Below are 18,378 nucleotides of genomic sequence, written 5' to 3' on the forward strand. Positions count from 1 at the left end.
CGGACCCTCTCAGTTGGCCAGAGCGAAGCGCTCGGCGTGGATCTGGTTGGCGGGCACTCCCAGTTCGTCGAGGCTCGTGATCACCGCGTCGGTCATGCCGTTCGGGCCGCAGATGAAGATGTCGCGGTCCTGCACGTCCGGCACCAGCGCGGCGATGTTCTCCGGGCCGAGCAACGGGCCGTTCGCGGTGATGGTCTTCGACGAACCGGTGACCAGGCGCAGCACCGCGCCCTTCGCCCTGGCGAGGCCTTCGAGCTCACGCAGCAGGACGGCCTCGCGCGGGTCGCTGACCCGGTAGAGCACCACGACGTGGCCCTTGATCTCCTCCAGCAGCGCGCGGACCGGCGTGACGCCGACACCGCCCGCGACGAGGAGCGCGTTGGGCTTGGTCTGGTGCATGGTCGTGAAGGCGCCGTACGGGCCCTCGGCGAACACGCGGGTGCCGACCTTGATGTTGCGGATGTCCGCGCTGCCGGTGCCCAGGGCCTTCGCGGTGAGCCGCAGGTACTTGCCGTTCGGCGCCGCGGACAGCGAGAACGGGTTGGCCTGCCACCAGCGGTCCTTGGTCAGGAAGCGCCACAGGAAGAACTGGCCGGCCTTCGCGCCGAGCTGGTCGAGGTCCTTGCCCTCGATGTAGACCGAGACGACGTTGTGCGCCTCCGGCACGACGGCGGCGACGTGGAACTGGTGCTTCCAGTTGCGGTAGAAGGGCAGCACCACGCGTCCGACCAGCACGGACCCGAGCGCGAACGCCCACAGGCCCCACCAGTAGCCGGTCGCGAGCGCGGACTTGCGGAACGTGCTGCCGACCGCGACCTGGTGCGAGAACGCCAGGAAGATCGCGACGTAGGTGTAGAGGTGGATGAAGTGCCAGGTCTCGTAGGCCATCCGGCGCCGCGCGAAGCGGGCCGAGACCGTGCCGACGACCATGATGATCGCCCACGCCACCAGTGCGCGGAGGATGCCCTCCAACTCGGTCGCCTGCCGCACGACCTCCGCGATCGGGCCCTCGGCGCCGGCGTTGCCGAACGCGATGAAGACCAGGTGCCCGATCAGCGTGAAGAAGATCGTGAAGCCGACCCAGCGGTGCCACGAGGTGAGCTTGTCCATGCCCAGGCGCCGGTCGAGCCACGGCAGCCGCGCCACCAGGAGCAGCTGGAACGCCATCGCGAGCGCGCCGTACAGGCCCGCCAGCCGGCCGAAGTTGACCAGCTTGTTCGAACCGACACCCGCCGCGTTGAACAGGTAGGTCACGAACGCCGCGTTGGCCAGGAGGAACACGTACAGGCCGGCTTTGGCCAGCACCTTGTGCGGCGTCGCCCGGCCGGCCGGAGCCGGTCGCACGGGATGCTGCAGGGTGGTCGTCACGGCGGGCTCCTCGGTCAGGGCGGTCTCTGTCGGTCGATCTCGATACTTGGTGTTCGAGCTGTGGCTCCGCTTTGCACCCGCTGTCGACTTCCTGTCGATCGAGCGGCGGAGCCACCAGGTGACGCACCATGAGCACGTGGACAAGGGGAACTCGGTTCGATTGCTCGTCGTAGATGACGAGCCGCACATCGCTGACCTGGTCGCGACGGTCGCCCGGTACGAGGGCTGGCAGGCCGCGACAGCGCTCAACGGTGAGGAGGCCCTGAGGGAGGCCGCCGAGTTCCAGCCGGACATCGTCGTACTCGACCTCATGCTGCCTGACCTGGACGGATTCACCGTTCTTGATCGAATGCGGGCGGCAGGGGCGATGGTCCCTGTGGTCTTTCTGACGGCTCGTGACGGCACCGCGGACCGGGTGGCGGGACTCACCAGAGGCGGCGACGACTACCTCGTGAAACCTTTCTCGGTCGAGGAGCTGATGGCCCGGCTCCGGGCCGTGCTGCGCCGCTCGACGGGTCCGTCGTGGAAGCGTTCGGTGCTGAAGGTGTCCGATCTGGTGATGGACGAGGACACCCGCGAGGTCCGTCGCGGCGGCAAGCTCGTGACGCTGACGCCGACCGAGTACGAGCTGCTGCGGTACCTGATGCGGCGCTCGCCGGCCGTGCTGACGAAGGCGCAGATCCTCGACCACGTGTGGGAGTACGACTTCGGCGGCCGTTCGAACGTGGTCGAGCTGGTCATCTCCCACCTGCGCCGCAAGCTCGACGACGGCCGCGAGCCGTTGATCCACACCGTGCGCGGTGTGGGGTACGTGCTCCGCCGAGCAGCCGAGTGAGCCCGCGATGAGGTTCGGACTGAAGCCCGTCCGCGACTGGCGGCTCGGCACCCGGCTCGCGCTGGGCCTCGGCGCGCTCGCGCTGACCGTGTTCGTGATCGTCGGCTGGGTCATGGTCACGTCGATGAAGGACTTCCTCGACCGCCGCCTCGACGACCAGATGGTGATCAGCCAGCAGGGCGCGGCCAAGGAGGTCGAGTACTACGGCAAGATCACCAAGATCCCGCCGGACTGGTTCGCGGTCGTCTACAAGATCGAGGACGGCGGCGTCACGCCCCTGCCCGGCGACCAGCAGCCGCAGGACCGCGAGGAGTTCGACGCACTCGCGAAGCAGGCGCTGACCGCCGACAAGTTCGAGACCGAGTACCTGCGCGACGAGGGCAAGTTCCGGCTGCGCGCCTGCCAGGTCATCAAGGACGAGTACATCGTGGTCAGCGCGGCCCCGATGCAGGACAGGGACGGCACGATCTCCCAGCTCGTCACGGTCGGCGTGATCGCGTTCCTGGCCGCGCTGGTCGCGTTGGTGGTGGGCGGCCAGGCGCTGATCCGCAAGGGCATGCAGCCGCTGTCGGACATGGCCGACACCGCGCACGACATCTCGTCGCACGACCTGACCGATTCGGGCGATCTCGCCGTGCGCGTGGACAGCCGAGGCGGCGGCGTGGAGGTCGAGGAGCTGCGCGAGGCGTTCAACAAGATGCTCGCGCACATCGACACGTCGTTGGTCGCACGCACGGCCGCCGAACAACGCCTGCGCCGGTTCATCGCCGACGCCTCGCACGAGCTGCGCACACCCCTCACGTCGTTGCGCGGCTACGCGGACCTGTTCAAGTACGCGGCGGCCAACGAACCGGGCGAGCGCGAGAAGCACCTGGAGAAGCTGCGGTCGGAGGCATCACGGATGAGCGTGCTGCTCGACGACCTGTTGTTGTTGGCACGCCTGGACTCCGCGGCGACCGAACCACCGCTGCGGCCCGAAGAACTGGACCTGTCGGTGATCGCGGAGGCGGCGGCCGACGCGTTCCGCGCGGGCAGGCCGTCGCACGTGCTGGACGTCGACGCCGACACGGTGACCATGACCGCCGACCCGACTCGGTTGCGGCAGGTGCTCGACAACCTGCTGACCAACGCGGCCGTGCACACGCCCGCCGGCACCGCGGTGTCGTTGAAGGTGACGGCCGAGAACGGCTGGGCGGTGATCCGGGTGAGCGACACCGGTCCCGGAATTCCGGAGGCCGACCAGGCGCGGATCTTCGACAGGTTCTACCGCGTGGACGACTCGCGGACCCGTCAGCGCGGCGGCAGCGGTCTCGGCCTCGCCGTGGTCCAGTCGCTGGTGCAGGCGCACGGCGGCACGATCGAGCTGGCCAGCCGGCCGGGGTCGACGGTCTTCACGATCCGTCTCCCCCGGCGGCCGTGACCTAGTCGGCCTGCGAGCTCGTCGCCCACAGGTCGATGCCCGACTCGACGGCGTACTTGTCGATCTCGGCGAGTTCGTCGTCGGTCAGCGGCGGCGCCTGCAGGGCCGCGAGGTTCTGCTCCAGCTGCCCGACCGAGGACGCGCCGATCAACGCCGACGTGACGCGCGGGTCGCGGATCGTCCAGGTCAGCGCGAGCTGGGCCAGCGACTGGCCGCGCGACTTCGCGATCTCGTTGAGCGACCGGATGCGGCTGAGGTTCTGCTCGGTCAGCAGGTCCGTCGACAGCGACTTGCCCTGCGACGCGCGCGAGCCCTCGGGAACCCCGTCGAGGTAGCGGTCGGTCAGCATGCCCTGCGCGAGCGGCGAGAACGCGATGCAGCCGGCGCCGACCTCCTCCAGCACGTCCAGCAGCTCCGGCTCGATCCAGCGGTTGAGCATCGAGTACGACGGCTGGTGGATCAGCAACGGCACACCGGCGGACCGGAGCAGTTCGGCGGCCTCGCGGGTCTTGGCGGGCGAGTACGACGAGATGCCGACGTAGAGCGCCTTGCCCTGCTGGACCGCGGACACGAGCGCGCCCATCGTCTCTTCGAGCGGCGTCTCCGGGTCGAACCGGTGCGAGTAGAAGATGTCGACGTAGTCGAGGCCCATCCGCGTCAGCGACTGGTCGAGAGAGCTGAGCAGGTACTTGCGGCTGCCCCACTCCCCGTACGGCCCGGCCCACATGTCGTAGCCCGCCTTCGTCGAAATGACGAGCTCGTCGCGGTACGGCCTGAGATCATCCTTCAGGATCTGCCCGAACGTGATCTCCGCCGAGCCGTAGGGCGGACCGTAGTTGTTGGCGAGGTCGAAGTGCGTGACACCGAGGTCGAACGCCCTCCGCGCGATCCCGCGACCCGACTCGTAGGGCCGGTCGCCGCCGAAGTTGTGCCAAAGGCCGAGCGAGATGGCGGGCAGCTTGAGGCCGCTGCGTCCCGTCCGCCGGTACGTCATCTGGTCGTAGCGCGCGCTATCCGCGAGGTAGGACATGGGTCCCACAATGTCACGTCCTAACGAGACAGAGCAGGACATGATCCGCGCCGCCGAGGCCGGTGAGGTGCTTGACCTCTCGCGGCGCGGCGACAACGTCCTGCGGGCCGGAGCGATCCACAACCTGCTGCAGTCCAGGGATCTCGGTCCGGTGGGGCTTCAGGTGACCGGTGCGCGGATCACCGACCAGCTCGCTCTCGACTTCTTCCAGTCACCGAACCCGTTGTTGCTGGACGACTGTCTGTTCGAGGAGCCGCTGTCGCTGTTCCACACAAAGGTTCCCGGGCTGTCGCTTGACGACTCGACGATGCCCGGCGTCAACGCCGAGGGTCTGCACACGAGCTACCTCGCCATGCGGGACGTCCGCTGCACCGGGCTACTCGACCTGGACAACGCACGGATCGACGGGCCGCTGCTGCTCACCGGAAGCAGCATCCGCGGACTCAGTGGCGGCGGTATGCACGTCAGCCGCGACGTGTGGATGAACGGCGTGTTCGTCACCTCGGAGGAAATCGGGTGCTGGCTCGACAACTGCGAGATCGGCATGGACCTCATGCTCAACAACGCTGTCGTGGACGCCGGCGACGACGCGATCTACCTAGATGGTGCTCGGATCGGTGGCGTGATCAGGCTGCACGACGCTTTCGCACGGGCGAGGGGCAACGGAGACGCGTTGACCTTCATCGACGCGACGGCGCGCGGGATAGAGCTCACCGGCACCGTGTTGCGCAGTGAGGCGAGCATCGCCCTGCGCGGCAGCGGCGCGCACATCCGCTCCGGCATAACGCTCGATCGCGGCTTCAACGCCTTGACGAACAGCACCGATGCCGCCGTCGAACTCGTCAACACGAGATTGGGCGGAGACCTCTGGATCCGTGGGTCGATTCGCAACCGAAGCGGCCGGGCGGTGGTGGTGCACCGCGCGGCTGTCGAGGGCAGCCTTCTGGTCACGGGCTCGCACATCGAAGCAAAGTCGTTCGGTGCCGCGCTGGAAATCAGCGACACCGACGTCGGAGGCGAGATCGCCATCAACCCCGAAAAGATCGTCAATCACCGCCGCGGTTTCGCTGTAGACCTGTTCACCACAAGAGTTGGCCGGGCACTCCAACTCGGCGTCATGCGGCACATCGGCACCGGCCCGTTCACCGCATCGCTGAACGGCCTCACCTATCCAGAACCACCTGACGACACCGGCGCGTGGCTCACGATGCTGCGCGACCACACCTTCGGTTATGAAGCTCAGCCGTACCAACAGCTCGCCGCCGTCCACCGCGCCGCGGGCCACGAACACACCGCCCGTCGCGTGCTGATCGCCCAGCAGCAGGACCTCAGACGCCGCGGCGACCCCGGCAACAAGCTGTGGCACTGGTTCCTGGGCGTCACTCTGGGCTACGGCTACCGGCCCTCCAGGGCGGTGATTGGCCTACTCGTGACGTTCCTGCTCGCGCTCTGTCTCGTGTGGACAACGAACGCCTATAACGGCCTGACACCGGCCAAGGACCGCCCCGCCGACTCGTGTTCACCTGTGAACAGAATCAGTCTTGCGGCGGATCTCGCCATCCCGCTGGTGAAGCTCGGTGGCACACCGAGATGCGAACTGGCGAACGGACCAGCCGGGCAGTGGGCGACAGGAGCAGGCTGGGTCGTGCAGATCCTCGGCTGGTCGTTCGCCACGCTCAGCGTCGCGGGCTTTACCGGACTCGTCCGCAAAAGCTGAACGGTGGTCGGCCGAAATGAGACGAGGGCCCGCCCACCTGGGCGAACCCTCTTCTCCGATAGAGCCGGCGAGGGGAATCGAACCCCTAACCTTTCGCTTACAAGGCGAGTGCTCTGCCAATTGAGCTACGCCGGCCGGCTCGTGTTCGCGAACATCGTAAGCGCCCGTTGCGGGTGCTACCTGCGGCGAACGGTCTGCTCTCAGTGTGATCGGATTGCTCCGACCGGAGTCAGACCAACCAACTGAGTGGATCAATGCGTCCGAGTGACCGCCTTGACCAGGTCAGGAGGGTAACCAACGGACAGTGATCATGTCCTCCTTTTCAGGTCGCCCGATCGGAGGTGGCCGACGACACAGCAACAGTCGAAGTCCCCGTCACGATCACACGACGGAGGTGCCCAAGATTTCCACGAACAGCCTGCACGGCCCCGCTCTGCCCGATGACACCACGGTTCACCTGGTACTCGATCTCGCCCTGAAGATCGGTGAGGTCCAAATGTCCAGTGGGGCCGGTGCGGCCGATGTGACAGCGACGATTCTCTCAGTCACCGAGAGCTATGGACTGCCGCACACAGAAGTCGACGTGATCTACACCTCTATCAGCGTGTCGTGTCATCGCGGCACGGAGGCAATGCCGATCACCTCGATACGCGTTGTCCGGCAGCGCAGTCTCGACTACACGCGACTCGCGGACGTCGAACATCTGGTGCGCAATCTCGGACCGATCGAAGAAGCGCACGCACGGCTCGAAGACATCACGAACGCCAAGCACCCTTATCCGCGTTGGGTCGCCACCGCCGCATGGGGCGGAATGGCCGCCGCGGTCGCGTTCCTCGTGGGCGGCGGGCTGGTGCTCGCGCTCACCGCCGCGGCCATCACGGCCGTGGTCGACCGGGTCGGCCGAATCCTCAACCGCCGCAACCTGCCGTTCTTCTTCCAGCAACTGGTGGGCGGCGCGCTCGGCACAGGCGCCGCGCTCGCCATCTTCTCGACCGGCCTGCTGCCGGTGCGGCCGAGTCTGCTCGTCGCGGTCGGGATCGTCGTGCTGCTGTCCGGGCTCGCACTCGTCAGCACCGTGCAGGACGCGATCTCCGGCTACAACGTCACCGCCGCCGGCCGCACGGTCGAGACCGTGCTGCTCAGCGCGGGGTTGATCGCGGGTGTCGCGCTGGCGATCCGCGCGGCCGTCCACTTCGGACTGGACATCAAGCTCAGCGACCCGTTGCCCGCGTTGATCTCCGCGGTGCCGATGCAGTTCGCGGCCGGCGCGGCGACGAGTGCGTTCTTCGCGCTCGCCTGTTACGCCCGGCCTCGCGCGCTCGTCGCCGCCGCGATCTCCGGCGCGATCGGCACGGCCGCCTACGGACTCATGACGAGCTTCGGCCTGGACGCGCTGCTCGGCTCCGCCGTAGCCGCCGCGATCACCGGGTTCGGCGGCGCGACGATGACCCGCCGGCTGCGCATCCCGACGCTCGTCGTCGTCCAGGCCGGTGTCGTGCCGCTGCTGCCCGGCTGGACCACCTACCGGGGTCTGTTCCAGCTCACCGCGGAGGGCGATCCGGCCGGTTTGAGCACGCTCGTGTTCGCGAGTGGCATTGCTCTCGCTCTGGCCGGAGGGGTCGTGTTCGGCGAGTACCTGGCCCAGCCCGTGCGCACCGGACTGGGCCGTCTGGAGCGCAAGTTCGCTGGTCCGCGCATGTCCGGGCCGCTCAAACCCTCCAAGCGTCGTTTGGAGTGAAACTCGCTGTGACGGGGGTTACACGGCACGCCGACAGCACGCGTCCGCACTAGCCTCAGCTTTGTGAGCATGGACATTGGCGAGAACGGGGCGGAATTCGTAGTCGTGGCCAACCGGTTGCCGGTTGACCTGGAGCGCTTGCCTGACGGAACCGAGCGGTGGAAACACAGCCCTGGCGGTCTCGTCAGCGCTCTCGAACCGTTCCTCCGCTCACACAGCGGCGCCTGGGTCGGCTGGCCCGGCGTCGCGGACACCGAGGTGCCGCCGTTCGAGGACGACGGCCTGCTGCTGCACCCGGTCGAGCTGTCCGCGAAAGAGGTCGAGGACTACTACGAGGGCTTCTCCAACGGCACGCTCTGGCCGCTCTACCACGACGTCGTGGCGCAGCCCGCGTTCCACCGGCACTGGTGGAACGCCTACGTGAAGGTCAACCAGCGGTTCGCGGACGCGACGGCGAAGGTCGCCGCGCAGGGCGCGACGGTGTGGGTGCAGGACTACCAGCTGCAGCTCGTCCCGGCGATGCTGCGCGAGCAGCGGCCCGACCTCAAGATCGGCTTCTTCCTGCACATCCCGTTCCCGCCGGTCGAGCTGTTCATGCAGCTCCCGTGGCGCACGGAGATCATCCGCGGGCTGCTCGGCGCCGACCTGGTGGGCTTCCACCGGCCCGGCGGCGCGCAGAACTTCCTCTGGCTGGCCCGCCGGCTCGTGGGTCTGGAGCCGAGCCGCGGCACCGTGGGTGTCAGGACCCGGCCAGGTGTCGTGCAGGTCGGCGACCGCACCGTCCGCGTCGGCGCGTTCCCCATCTCGATCGACAGCGCGGGGCTCGACGCGGTCGCCCGGCGCAAGGAGACGCAGGCCCGCGCGAAGCAGATTCGAGCGGACCTGGGCAACCCCAAGCGCATCCTTCTGGGCGTGGACCGTCTCGACTACACGAAGGGCATCGACGTCAGGATCCGCGCTCTGTACGAGCTGATCGCGGACGGACGCCTGGACCCCGAGGACGTCGCGATGGTGCAGCTGGCCACTCCCAGCAGGGAACGCGTCGACCACTACGTGACGATGCGCAAGGACATCGAGCAGTCGGTCGGCCGGATCAACGGCGAGTTCGGACGGGTCGGCAAACCCGTCGTGCACTACCTGCACCAGTCGGTGAACCGCGAGGAGCTCGTCGCGTTCATGAGCGCGGCGGACGTCATGGTCGTCACGCCCGTTCGGGACGGAATGAACCTCGTGTGCAAGGAGTACGTGGCCTGCCGATATGATCTTGGTGGAGCTCTGGTGCTCAGCGAGTTCGCCGGCGCTGCCGCAGAACTGACCAGTGCGTTCCTGGTGAACCCCCATGATCTGGACGGTGTCAAGAACGCTCTGCAGGCCGCCCTCGACATCGATCCTGCTGAAGGCCGCCGTAGGATGCGCGCGCTGCGCCGCCAAGTCCTCACCCACGACGTTGATCGCTGGGCAAGGTCGTTCCTGGAGGCGTTGGGCACGCAGACCTCGGTCTGAATCCTTTCAGATCCCCGTATTGACCCATCGAGTGCTCCAGGAGGGGCGTTGACCGCCGAGGCCCTCCCCGCCGAACTGCGCCGCGCCATCGTGCAGCTGGCCAGGACCCCACGACTGCTGGTCGCCAGCGACTACGACGGAACACTCGCGCCGATCGTGGCCGACCCGGAGCAGGCACGCCCGCTTCCGGAGTCGGTGAACGCGCTCCGTTCGCTGGCGAGCCTGCACGAGACCACCTCAGCCGTGATCTCCGGCCGCGCACTGCGCGACCTGGCCACGCTGTCCCGTCTGCCTGGCGAGGTCCACCTAGTGGGCTCGCACGGCTCCGAGTTCGACGTCGGCTTCGTCCACGCGCTGGACGCGAACGCCAAGGCGTTGCTGCGGCGCATCGAAGCCGAGCTCGAAGAGATCGCCGACGGCCAAGAAGGCGTCCAGCTCGAGGTCAAGCCCGCCTCCGTCGCGGTGCACGTGCGCCGCGCCGCGAGCGAGGCCATCGGGGAGGCCGTGCTCACCGCCGTCCGCTCCGGCCCGTGCACCTGGGAAGGTGTGCAGGTCACCGAGGGCAAGGCCGTCATCGAGCTCGCCGTCGTCGAGACCAACAAGGGCCAGGCGCTGGACATCCTGCGCCACCAGGTCGGCGCCACCGCGGCGATCTTCCTGGGCGACGACGTGACGGACGAGAAGGCGTTCGCGCGCCTGTCCGGCCCGGACGTCGGCATCCGCGTGGGTGCCGGCGAGTCGCTGGCCGAGCACTACATCGGCGACCCGTCCGACGTGGCGACGGTGCTGGCGTTCCTCCTGGAGGAGCGCCGCGCGTGGCTGCATGGCGACCAGGCCGTGCCGATCGAGCGCCTGACCATGCTCGCCAACGAGCGTTCGGTCGCCCTGGTGACGCCGGACGCCAAGGTCAACTGGCTGTGCCACCCCGAACCGGACTCCGCGGCGATCTTCGCGGACCTTCTGGGCGGCCCCGCCGCGGGCCACTTCTCGATCAAGCCGGAGCACGGGTCGCTGCCGCTGGGCCAGCGCTACCTGCCAGGCACGATGATCGTGGAGACCCGCTGGTCGCGGCTCCTGGTGACGGACTACCTGGAGCACGACGTCGCCTCGCACCGGACCGATTTGGTGCGGCGGATCTCCGGCTCGACCAACGCGGTGATCACGTTCGCGCCGCGCCCGGAGTTCGGCCAGGTGCCCGTGCGGCTGCTGCGCGAGCGCGAGGGCCTGCGGGTCGTCGGCACCTCGGACCCGATGGTGCTGCGTTCCCCCGGTGTCGACTGGGACATCACCTCGGACGGCGTGCAGGAGACCGCACGCGCCGTGGTCCGCCCACGCGAGGGCGCACCGGTGTTGCTGGAGCTGCGTTGCGGCACCGACGACATCTCCGAGCACGCTCAGGCCGAGTCGGTGCGCCGTGACCGCGCCGCCGGCTACTGGTCGGACTGGGCGGCGGGCCTGCGCCTGCCGACCGTGCAGACGGACCTGGTGCTGCGCTCGGCACTGACGCTGCGCGGCCTGGTGCACAAGGACTCTGGCTCGATCATGGCCGCAGCCACCACGTCACTGCCAGAAGAGCTCGGCGGCGTCCGCAACTGGGACTACCGCTACTGCTGGCTGCGCGACGGCGCGATGACCGCCGCCGCACTCGTGTCGGTGGGCTCGTACGCGGAGGCCGACGGCTTCCTGGCGTGGCTGCACGGCGTCCTGGAGACCATCCCGGGCCCGGAGCGGCTGCACCCGCTGTACACGCTGCAGGGCACCCAGCTCGGCGCCGAGGCCGTCATCGAGTCGCTACCCGGCTACGCCGGCTCCCGCCCGGTCCGCGTGGGCAACCTCGCGAACCAGCAGGTGCAGCTCGACGTGTTCGGCCCGGTCGTCGACCTGGTCGTGCAACTGGCCACCGCCCGCGGCTCGCTCTCGGACGCCGACTGGACGATGGCCGGGGCGATGGCCGAGGCCGTCTCCCGGCGCTGGCACGAGCCCGACCACGGCATCTGGGAGGAACGGCACGCGCCGCGCCACCACGTGTACTCCAAGGTCATGTGCTGGCTGACCATCGACCGCGCCATCAAGCTCGGCGAACAGTTCGGCCGCGAGCTCGACCCGTCCTGGGTACCGCTGCGCGACACCATCGCCACGGACGTTTTGAAGAACGGCTGGAACGACGAGGTCCAGTCCTTCACCACGGCCTACGACGGCGACGACCTCGACGCCGCCTCGCTGTTCGTGGGCCTGTCGGGCCTCATCGACCCGACCGACGAGCGCTTCCAGTCGACCGTCACGGCCATCGAGGCGGAACTGCGGTCCGGCTCCACCGTCTACCGCTACCGCCGCGACGACGGCCTGCCGGGCGACGAGGGCGGCTTCCACCTGTGCGCCGCCTGGATGATCGAGTCGTACCTGCTCACCGGCCGCCGCACCGAGGCCGAGGAACTGTTCGGCCAGATCGTCGCGGCCGCGGGCCCCACCGGCCTGCTGCCCGAGGAGTACGACCCGATCGCCGAGCGCTCGCTGGGCAACCACCCGCAGGCGTACTCGCACCTGGGCCTGATCCGCTGCGCCCAGCTGCTCTCGCAGTGATCTCGTAGTTCTGCTGCCGCCGCGGTCCTGTCTCAGGGCCGCGGCGGTGTCATTTCCACGATCTCCGCTGTGCCTTTCCGGAACCTCGGCTGTGCCATCCCCGGAACCCCGGCTGTGCCTTTTCCGGAACCTCAGCTGTGCCCGGGCAGGCGCCACGAGCAGTTGACCGCGGCTGTGCCCACCGCTCCCCCGCGCGATTCCTCCTGACGCAACGCGCGAACCCCAAATTTGGTTCCCGCTCTGTCCACAGGCTACCCGGAAACGGATAACCGCAGGTCAGAACTTCGCCAGCCTGTGGACAACTCGCGATCAAGGTCAGCGGGTCAGCCAGCGCCCGATGCCGTACCGGAGCCGCACTTCGGATCCGCCAAGCCCATGGGTCAGGGCCGCGGCGGCACCTTCTCGATGATCTTCGCGGTTCCCGGCGAGCTGCCGTGCAGCGTGATCACGTCGCCCCGGATGAGGTGCGCCCACGCTGGCGGTACGAACGGCCTGAGCCGTGCGGTCGCGCGTTCACCTGGGCCCAGCACCGGCTTGGACTCGATCCACAGCGCGGCCACCCGCTGGTGTTCGCCGGTGACGTCCCACATCGGGCGTTCTCCCCTGGCCTGCAAGGGTTCCGCGTCGACCGACAGGGTCAGTTCTACCCGCAGCAGGCCTTGGATCGACTCCACGCAGCGCCACTGGAACCAGGCCTCGTCCTGGTCCATCTCGGCCGCCGCCTCGGCCAGCAGGGCCCAGTAGCGCGGGGTCTGCCAGGTGTGGCCGTCGAAGTCGCCCAGCAGGGTGAGGACCAGCTCCCACTCTTCGAGGTCGAGGTAGTCGAGCAGGTCTGAGTTCTGCACCTCCGCGGGTACCAAGGACGCCGCGAACCGCAGTAACTCACCTATCTCGCTGTCGTGTCTCCCCAACACCCGCGTATTCGATCACAGTCGCCGTACCGGCCACTGGTTGTCCCTCGTGCATGGTGATCACGGCGCCCGGCGCGAGGTGCCGCCACCCCTCCGGCGACAAGGCCGTCAGCCGGACGATCGCGCGGCCACCGGCCTCCAGTTCTGGCTTCGACTCGATCCACATCCTGGCCACCCGGTAGTCGCCGCCACCCACGTGCCACAGAGGCCTGAGCACGCCCTGCGCCGGAATCGGGTTCCGCGTGCTCGGCACCAGTTGCAGATCGGCGCGGATCAGGCCGAGCCGCGTCTCTGCCTCCCGCCAGTGGAACCACTTGGACGGCAGGTACAGCTCCTCCGCCGCGGCCGCCAGCAGCTTCCAGTACTCCGAGGTCTGCCAGGCGATGCCGTCGAAGTCGCCGAGGAGGTCGAGTGCGATCTCCCACTCGTCGTGGTCGAGATACTCGCGGACGTCCGCGGACGTGCACCCGGCATCGCTGCGCGCGTCGCCGGGCACGAGCGCGGCGGCACGGCGCAGCAGGTCAGTCATCTTCTGGCTTCTCTTCGGACTTGCTGCTGCGCTTGCGGTTCAGGCCGAGCAACTCCAAAGCGGACACCAGGTCGTTCGCCACCAGCGCGCGCACCCCGTCCGGCAGCGGGCCGTGGTCCGGCGGCACCAGCGCCTTCTTGAACCCGAGCCGCGCGGCCTCGCTGAGGCGCTTGCCGACGCCGTTGACGCGCCTGATCTCGCCGGCCAGGCCCACCTCGCCGAGCACCACCAGGTCGGCGGGCAGGGCGATCTCCCGTTCCGCGGAGGCCACCGCCAGCACTACGGCCAGGTCGGCGGCCGGTTCGACGAGCCGCATGCCGCCCACGGTCGCGGTGAAGACGTCCTTCTGGAACAGGTTGACCTTGCCGCGCTTCTCCAGCACCGCCAGCGCCATCGAGATGCGCGCCGAGTCGAGCCCGCTCACCGCGCGCCGGGGCGCGGGCAGGTTCGTCTTGGCCACCAGCGCCTGCACCTCGCCGAGCATCGGCCTCTTGCCCTCGACGATCACCGTGACGCAGGTGCCCTCGACGGCCTTCTCGCGCCGCGTGAGGAACAGCCCGGACGGGTCCGGCACGCACGCGATGCCGTCGTCGCGCAGCTCGAAGCAACCCACCTCGTCCGCCGCGCCGTAGCGGTTCTTGATACCGCGCAGCAGCCGCAGACTGGAGTGACGATCGCCCTCGAACTGCAGCACCACGTCCACCAGGTGCTCCAGAACCCTGGGCCCCGCAACGGATCCGTCCTTCGTGACGTGTCCAACCAGGACAACCGGAAGGCCGCGCTCCTTGGCCATCGCGATCAGTCCTGATGCGACGGTCCGCACCTGCGTGACGCCGCCGGGCACGCCCTCGACGCTCACCGTCGACATGGTCTGAATGGAGTCGACGATCAGCATCGACGGCTTCACCTGGTCGACCTGCCCGAGCAACGCGCTGAGCTCGCTCTCGGCCGCCAGGTACATCTCGCCGTGCAGGTTGCCGGTGCGTTCCGCGCGCAGCCGCACCTGCCCCGCGGACTCCTCACCGGTGACGTAGAGGCAACGGCCGTGCGACTCGGCCCAGCGGTGCGCCGTCTCCAGCAGCAACGTCGACTTGCCCACGCCGGGCTCACCGGCCAGCAGCACGACGGCACCGGGCACCAGGCCGCCACCCAGCACCCGGTCGAACTCGCTGACACCGGTGGACAGCGCCCGCGCCGACTCGATGTCGACCTCGCCGATCGGCCGGGCGGCCGACGTCGGCGCGCCCGCCACCACGCGCGTCACGGACGCGGTGCCTCGTTCCTCGATGCTGCCCCACGCCTGGCACTCGGGGCAGCGGCCGAACCACTTCGCCACCTCGTGCCCGCACTCGGCACAACGGAAGATCGGCCGCGCTGTCTTCGCCACGGAACGAACGTTAGAGCACGACACCGACAGAAACGTTCGCCGCAGGTCAGAGCCACCAGACAGAAACTTTCAAGATTTTTCGGCGCGTTTGTCGATCCGGCAGCGGGCCCGTTCGACGCATCAGTGGAAGGACACGACAAACCTGGAGGACACAGTGAGCACCGCAACCGTTTCCGCGACGCAGACCCGCAAGTTCGCCATCGGCCGCTACGCCACCGTCGTCACCCGCGTGCTGACCGGCCTGCTGTTCGCCACGACCGGCCTGAACGGCTTCATCATGTTCATGCCCGCCCCGGACCCCAGCACCATGGCCCCCGACGGCGTGGCCTTCAACACCGCGCTCTACGCGACCGGGTACATGGTCCAGCTGTTGTCCGGCGTCGAGCTCGTCGCGGGGCTCCTGCTGCTCGTCGGCCGGTTCGTGCCGCTGGCGCTGGCCCTGCTCGCCCCGGTGATCGTGAACATCTTCCTGTTCCACGTCTTCCTGGAGCCGAGCGGCCTGGTCATGGGGCTGATCGTGGTCGCGGCCGAGATCGGCCTGGCGTGGGCGTACCGCGACAAGTTCCTGCCGATGCTCAAGGCCTCCTGAACAAACGCGAAACGCCGCCCCCTGAAGCCAGGAGGCGGCGTTTTCGTGTGTCAGAGACCTAGTGGCCCGACTCGTGGCCCTCGCTCGTGCGCTTGTGCTCGGACGGCGCCACGGGCACCTCCAGCGTCACGGTGCCGGCCTTCTCGAACAGGAACGTGACCTTGACGGTCTGGGCCGCCACCACGTCGCGGTTGAGCTTCTTGAGGGTGCAGCGGATCTCCAGCACCTCGAGGCTCGGGTCGACCGCGGCGGACGACGAGGTCGGCGCGACGGAGGAACCCGACGGGCGGCCGCTCGACGACGCGCCCGAGGACGGCGACACGTTCGAGGACGACACACCGGAGGACGGGGCACCCGAGGACGGGGCACCGGACGACGGCGTCACCGACGAGGACGGGTTCGACGACGGGGCACCCGAGGTCGGCACGACCGACGAGGACGAGGCAGCGGACGACGACGGCGACGAGGTCTTCGTCGGCGCCTTCGAGGCGTCGTACTCGGCCCGCAGCGCGTACTGCGCCGGGATCTCCTTCGAGCCGACGACCTCCGCCTCGGCCTCCGAGGCGTCCGACTTGATCGACAGCAGCTTGTCCGGGGCGGAGCCCGAGTTCGCGATGACGAACGTCAGCGGCACGTCGTCGCCGTCGTGGTACCGGTTGCCGTCCGGCGGGAAAGCGAGCATGACGTTGCGCACCGCGATCGGGCCCGCGTTGCCGCTCGCACCGTCGACGGCGGCGACCTGGGTGTCGGTCTGGGTGATCTGACCGGCGCTGCAGCCGACCGCCACCAGGCCGAGGCCCGCGGCCAGCGCTGCCGTCACGATCATCCGGCGAGACACTCCTGAGTTCACGGCTCCAGCGTCCTTCCTAGGGAACAACCACCAGGCAAGGAGCCTAACCGGGACCCGAATCGAGGACGCGACGGGATGCCAGTCGATCTTCGATGAGACGTACCTTGCACGCGAACAGGTGGTTTGTCAACCCCCCGCATGGCCCTGACCAGCACTAACGGATCATCGAGCAGCGATCGAAGGGTTGCCGGACGTGTTAGGATGGAGGCATCGAAAGGGGCAGAGGACACATGGTTTTCAAGGTCGGAGAGACCGTCGTCTACCCGCACCACGGTGCCGCTCTCATCGAAGCAATCGAGACCCGCGTGATCAAGGGCGAGGAGAAGAAGTACCTCGTTCTCAAGGTAGCGCAGGGCGACCTCACCGTTCGGGTTCCCGCTGACAACGCCGAAATCGTAGGCGTGCGTGACGTTGTCGGCCAGGAAGGGCTCGACAAGGTTTTCGAGGTCTTGCGTGCTCCCCACACCGAGGAGCCGACCAACTGGTCTCGGCGGTACAAGGCCAATCTTGAGAAGCTCGCCTCCGGCGATGTGAACAAGGTTGCGGAAGTGGTGCGCGACCTCTGGCGGCGCGAGAAGGATCGCGGGCTTTCCGCCGGCGAGAAGCGGATGCTGGCGAAGGCGCGGCAGATACTGGTCAGCGAGCTGGCGCTGGCCGAGGGCACCGACGAGGACAAGGCCGAGGTTCTCCTCGACGAAGTTCTCGCCACCGCCTCGTAGTTTTCTCAAAACAAACAATCAGAGCATCGGACTTAGTCGCGAACATGAGTGTTGTCGCGCTCGTGCCCGCGGCAGGGCGAGGTGAGCGTCTGGGCTACGGGATGCCCAAGGCGCTCGTGCCGGTCAACGGCGTCCCGCTGTTGACTCGTGCCGTGCGAGGTCTGTTCGAGTCAGGCCAGGTTCAGCACGTCGTCATCGCAGCTCCACCGTCCGATGTGGACTTGGTGCACACCGCAACCGCCTCGCTGGCTCCGGCCGGCGGGGCGGTGCACGTGCTTTCAGGGGGTGCCGAACGCACCGACTCGGTGCGGCTCGCCCTCGAACACGCGCTCCGCGTGATTCCGGACACCTCGATCGTGCTGGTCCACGACGCTGCTCGTGCCTTCACCCCTCCCGAGGTCATCGCCGCCGTCGTAGCCGCTGTGCGAGGCGGATACGACGCCGTCATCCCCGTGCTTCCGGTCGCCGACACGATCAAGCAGGTGGACGAGGTCGGAGTGGTCGTCTCCACACCTGATCGAGCCGGTCTGCGGGTCGTGCAGACCCCGCAGGGTTTCCGTGCCGAGACTCTCAAAGCCGCCTATTGCTCCGGTATTGCCGCGACTGACGACGCTGGTCTCGTCGAGAAGAACGGTGTTGCCGTCCACACGGTTCCCGGCCACGCACACGCCATGAAGATCACCACGCCGTTCGACCTCGCGGTCGCGGAAGCACTGTTCAGCGGAGGCCAGAAGTGAGGATCGGCCAGGGCGTCGACGTCCACCCGATCGAGTCAGGCCGGGAGTGCTGGATCGCCGGTCTGCTGTGGGAGGGCGTGGACGGGTGCGCCGGCCACTCCGACGGCGACGTGGCCTCACACGCCCTGTGCGACGCGCTGCTGTCCGCGGCGGGCCTGGGTGACCTGGGAGCCGTCTTCGGCACCTCAGACCCGCGCTGGTCGGGCGCGCACGGCGTGGTCCTGCTCACGGAGGTGCGCCGCCTCGTCGAAGAGGCCGGTTTCCGTGTGGGGAATGCCACAGTCCAGGTCATCGGCAACGAACCGCGCATCGGCAAGCGCCGCGAAGAAGCCCAGAAAGCGCTTTCCGACGCGGTGGGCGGCCCGGTCTCGGTCGCCGGCACCACCACGGACGGCCTGGGTCTCACAGGGCGGAACGAGGGCATCGCCGCGATCGCGACGGCCCTGCTGTTCCCCGTAGCCTGAC

Annotated in this window: 16 protein-coding genes and 1 tRNA gene; 10 read left to right on the forward strand and 7 right to left on the reverse strand. The window is 68.4% G+C overall.

Translation table 11 applies throughout. The annotated features are described in order from the left end of the window. Positions 1 to 9 precede the first annotated feature (9 nt). A complete protein-coding gene (locus tag ACIQF0_RS16615) occupies positions 10 to 1,368 on the reverse strand; it encodes a ferric reductase-like transmembrane domain-containing protein (protein ID WP_401030306.1) in 1,359 nt (452 codons plus the stop codon). A 136-nt stretch (positions 1,369 to 1,504) separates the two neighbouring features. Between ACIQF0_RS16615 and ACIQF0_RS16620 the strand changes: the two genes are divergently transcribed. Both ACIQF0_RS16620 and ACIQF0_RS16625 read left to right on the forward strand, forming a co-directional pair. After that, on the forward strand, positions 1,505 to 2,203 hold the full coding sequence (locus ACIQF0_RS16620; RefSeq protein WP_211335635.1) for a response regulator transcription factor: 699 nt from the start codon (positions 1,505 to 1,507) through the stop codon (positions 2,201 to 2,203). 7 nt (positions 2,204 to 2,210) lie between these two features. Beyond that, positions 2,211 to 3,623 carry a sensor histidine kinase gene (locus tag ACIQF0_RS16625; RefSeq protein ID WP_401030307.1) on the forward strand — a complete coding sequence of 471 codons (1,413 nt, stop codon included), beginning with the start codon at positions 2,211 to 2,213 and terminating at the stop codon, positions 3,621 to 3,623. Position 3,624: 1 nt separating this feature from the next. Here ACIQF0_RS16625 and mgrA read toward each other — a convergent pair whose 3' ends face one another. After that, positions 3,625 to 4,653, reverse strand: a complete 1,029-nt coding sequence (mgrA, locus tag ACIQF0_RS16630) for an L-glyceraldehyde 3-phosphate reductase (protein WP_401030309.1) — start codon at positions 4,651 to 4,653, stop codon at positions 3,625 to 3,627. A 10-nt stretch (positions 4,654 to 4,663) separates the two neighbouring features. Between mgrA and ACIQF0_RS16635 the strand changes: the two genes are divergently transcribed. After that, positions 4,664 to 6,370 carry a hypothetical protein gene (locus ACIQF0_RS16635; protein ID WP_401030311.1) on the forward strand — a complete coding sequence of 569 codons (1,707 nt, stop codon included), beginning with the start codon at positions 4,664 to 4,666 and terminating at the stop codon, positions 6,368 to 6,370. Between the two features lie 62 nt (positions 6,371 to 6,432). Here the strand turns inward: ACIQF0_RS16635 and ACIQF0_RS16640 are convergent. Next, positions 6,433 to 6,505: transfer RNA gene (locus ACIQF0_RS16640), tRNA-Thr, on the reverse strand. A gap of 175 nt (positions 6,506 to 6,680) precedes the next feature. On the opposite strand from ACIQF0_RS16640, the gene ACIQF0_RS16645 reads away from it, so the two are divergent. The 3 genes from ACIQF0_RS16645 to otsB all read left to right on the forward strand — a co-directional run bounded on the left by ACIQF0_RS16645 (position 6,681) and on the right by otsB (position 12,191). Then, positions 6,681 to 8,108 (forward strand): threonine/serine exporter ThrE family protein, encoded by a 1,428-nt coding sequence (locus ACIQF0_RS16645; protein WP_401030313.1) that lies wholly within the window; start codon positions 6,681 to 6,683, stop codon positions 8,106 to 8,108. A 69-nt stretch (positions 8,109 to 8,177) separates the two neighbouring features. After that, positions 8,178 to 9,611, forward strand: coding sequence for a trehalose-6-phosphate synthase (locus tag ACIQF0_RS16650; protein ID WP_360048692.1), 1,434 nt, complete (start codon positions 8,178 to 8,180; stop codon positions 9,609 to 9,611). A 48-nt stretch (positions 9,612 to 9,659) separates the two neighbouring features. Beyond that, positions 9,660 to 12,191: a trehalose-phosphatase gene (otsB, locus tag ACIQF0_RS16655; protein WP_401030315.1), complete on the forward strand. Its 2,532-nt coding sequence runs from the start codon at positions 9,660 to 9,662 to the stop codon at positions 12,189 to 12,191. Between the two features lie 380 nt (positions 12,192 to 12,571). On the opposite strand, the gene ACIQF0_RS16660 is transcribed toward otsB, so the two are convergent. From ACIQF0_RS16660 to radA, 3 genes are read right to left on the reverse strand one after another with little or no spacing between them, the layout of a single operon-like run. Beyond that, positions 12,572 to 13,036 (reverse strand): hypothetical protein, encoded by a 465-nt coding sequence (locus ACIQF0_RS16660; RefSeq protein ID WP_401030317.1) that lies wholly within the window; start codon positions 13,034 to 13,036, stop codon positions 12,572 to 12,574. A 37-nt stretch (positions 13,037 to 13,073) separates the two neighbouring features. Then, positions 13,074 to 13,631: a hypothetical protein gene (locus ACIQF0_RS16665; RefSeq protein ID WP_401030319.1), complete on the reverse strand. Its 558-nt coding sequence runs from the start codon at positions 13,629 to 13,631 to the stop codon at positions 13,074 to 13,076. Next, positions 13,624 to 15,018: a DNA repair protein RadA gene (gene radA / locus ACIQF0_RS16670; protein ID WP_360049236.1), complete on the reverse strand. Its 1,395-nt coding sequence runs from the start codon at positions 15,016 to 15,018 to the stop codon at positions 13,624 to 13,626. Before radA ends, ACIQF0_RS16665 begins: the two co-directional genes overlap by 8 nt. A 154-nt stretch (positions 15,019 to 15,172) precedes the next feature. Here radA and ACIQF0_RS16675 point away from each other — a divergent pair, with 154 nt between their 5' ends. After that, positions 15,173 to 15,607: a hypothetical protein gene (locus tag ACIQF0_RS16675; RefSeq protein WP_401030321.1), complete on the forward strand. Its 435-nt coding sequence runs from the start codon at positions 15,173 to 15,175 to the stop codon at positions 15,605 to 15,607. Positions 15,608 to 15,665: 58 nt separating this feature from the next. Here ACIQF0_RS16675 and ACIQF0_RS16680 read toward each other — a convergent pair whose 3' ends face one another. Next, positions 15,666 to 16,433 carry a hypothetical protein gene (locus ACIQF0_RS16680; protein WP_401030322.1) on the reverse strand — a complete coding sequence of 256 codons (768 nt, stop codon included), beginning with the start codon at positions 16,431 to 16,433 and terminating at the stop codon, positions 15,666 to 15,668. 254 nt (positions 16,434 to 16,687) lie between these two features. Between ACIQF0_RS16680 and ACIQF0_RS16685 the strand changes: the two genes are divergently transcribed. The 3 genes from ACIQF0_RS16685 to ispF are packed head-to-tail and all read left to right on the forward strand — an operon-like array spanning position 16,688 to position 18,377. Further along, complete coding sequence (locus tag ACIQF0_RS16685) at positions 16,688 to 17,176, forward strand: CarD family transcriptional regulator (protein WP_012782996.1); 489 nt, start codon at positions 16,688 to 16,690, stop codon at positions 17,174 to 17,176. Between the two features lie 44 nt (positions 17,177 to 17,220). Beyond that, entirely contained in the window at positions 17,221 to 17,913 is a 693-nt protein-coding gene (gene ispD, locus ACIQF0_RS16690; RefSeq protein ID WP_401030324.1) for a 2-C-methyl-D-erythritol 4-phosphate cytidylyltransferase, read from the forward strand. Next, positions 17,910 to 18,377 (forward strand): 2-C-methyl-D-erythritol 2,4-cyclodiphosphate synthase, encoded by a 468-nt coding sequence (gene ispF / locus ACIQF0_RS16695; protein ID WP_401030326.1) that lies wholly within the window; start codon positions 17,910 to 17,912, stop codon positions 18,375 to 18,377. The genes ispD and ispF overlap by 4 nt, the downstream gene beginning before the upstream one ends. Position 18,378: the final 1 nt, after the last annotated feature.

Source organism: Lentzea sp. NPDC092896 (genome assembly GCF_044754905.1).
Classification (GTDB): Bacteria; Actinomycetota; Actinomycetes; order Mycobacteriales; family Pseudonocardiaceae; genus Lentzea.

Bases quoted from the DNA above. Each gene is read 5' to 3' on its own strand.
- ACIQF0_RS16625 (WP_401030307.1), top strand. From the start codon at position 2,211: ATGAGGTTCGGACTGAAGCCCGTCCGCGACTGGCGGCTCGGCACCCGG.
- mgrA (WP_401030309.1), bottom strand. From the start codon at position 4,653: ATGTCCTACCTCGCGGATAGCGCGCGCTACGACCAGATGACGTACCGG.
- ACIQF0_RS16635 (WP_401030311.1), top strand. From the start codon at position 4,664: ATGTCACGTCCTAACGAGACAGAGCAGGACATGATCCGCGCCGCCGAG.
- ACIQF0_RS16645 (WP_401030313.1), top strand. From the start codon at position 6,681: ATGTCCTCCTTTTCAGGTCGCCCGATCGGAGGTGGCCGACGACACAGC.
- ACIQF0_RS16650 (WP_360048692.1), top strand. From the start codon at position 8,178: ATGGACATTGGCGAGAACGGGGCGGAATTCGTAGTCGTGGCCAACCGG.
- ACIQF0_RS16665 (WP_401030319.1), bottom strand. From the start codon at position 13,631: ATGACTGACCTGCTGCGCCGTGCCGCCGCGCTCGTGCCCGGCGACGCG.
- ACIQF0_RS16680 (WP_401030322.1), bottom strand. From the start codon at position 16,433: ATGATCGTGACGGCAGCGCTGGCCGCGGGCCTCGGCCTGGTGGCGGTC.
- ACIQF0_RS16685 (WP_012782996.1), top strand. From the start codon at position 16,688: ATGGTTTTCAAGGTCGGAGAGACCGTCGTCTACCCGCACCACGGTGCC.
- ispD (WP_401030324.1), top strand. From the start codon at position 17,221: ATGAGTGTTGTCGCGCTCGTGCCCGCGGCAGGGCGAGGTGAGCGTCTG.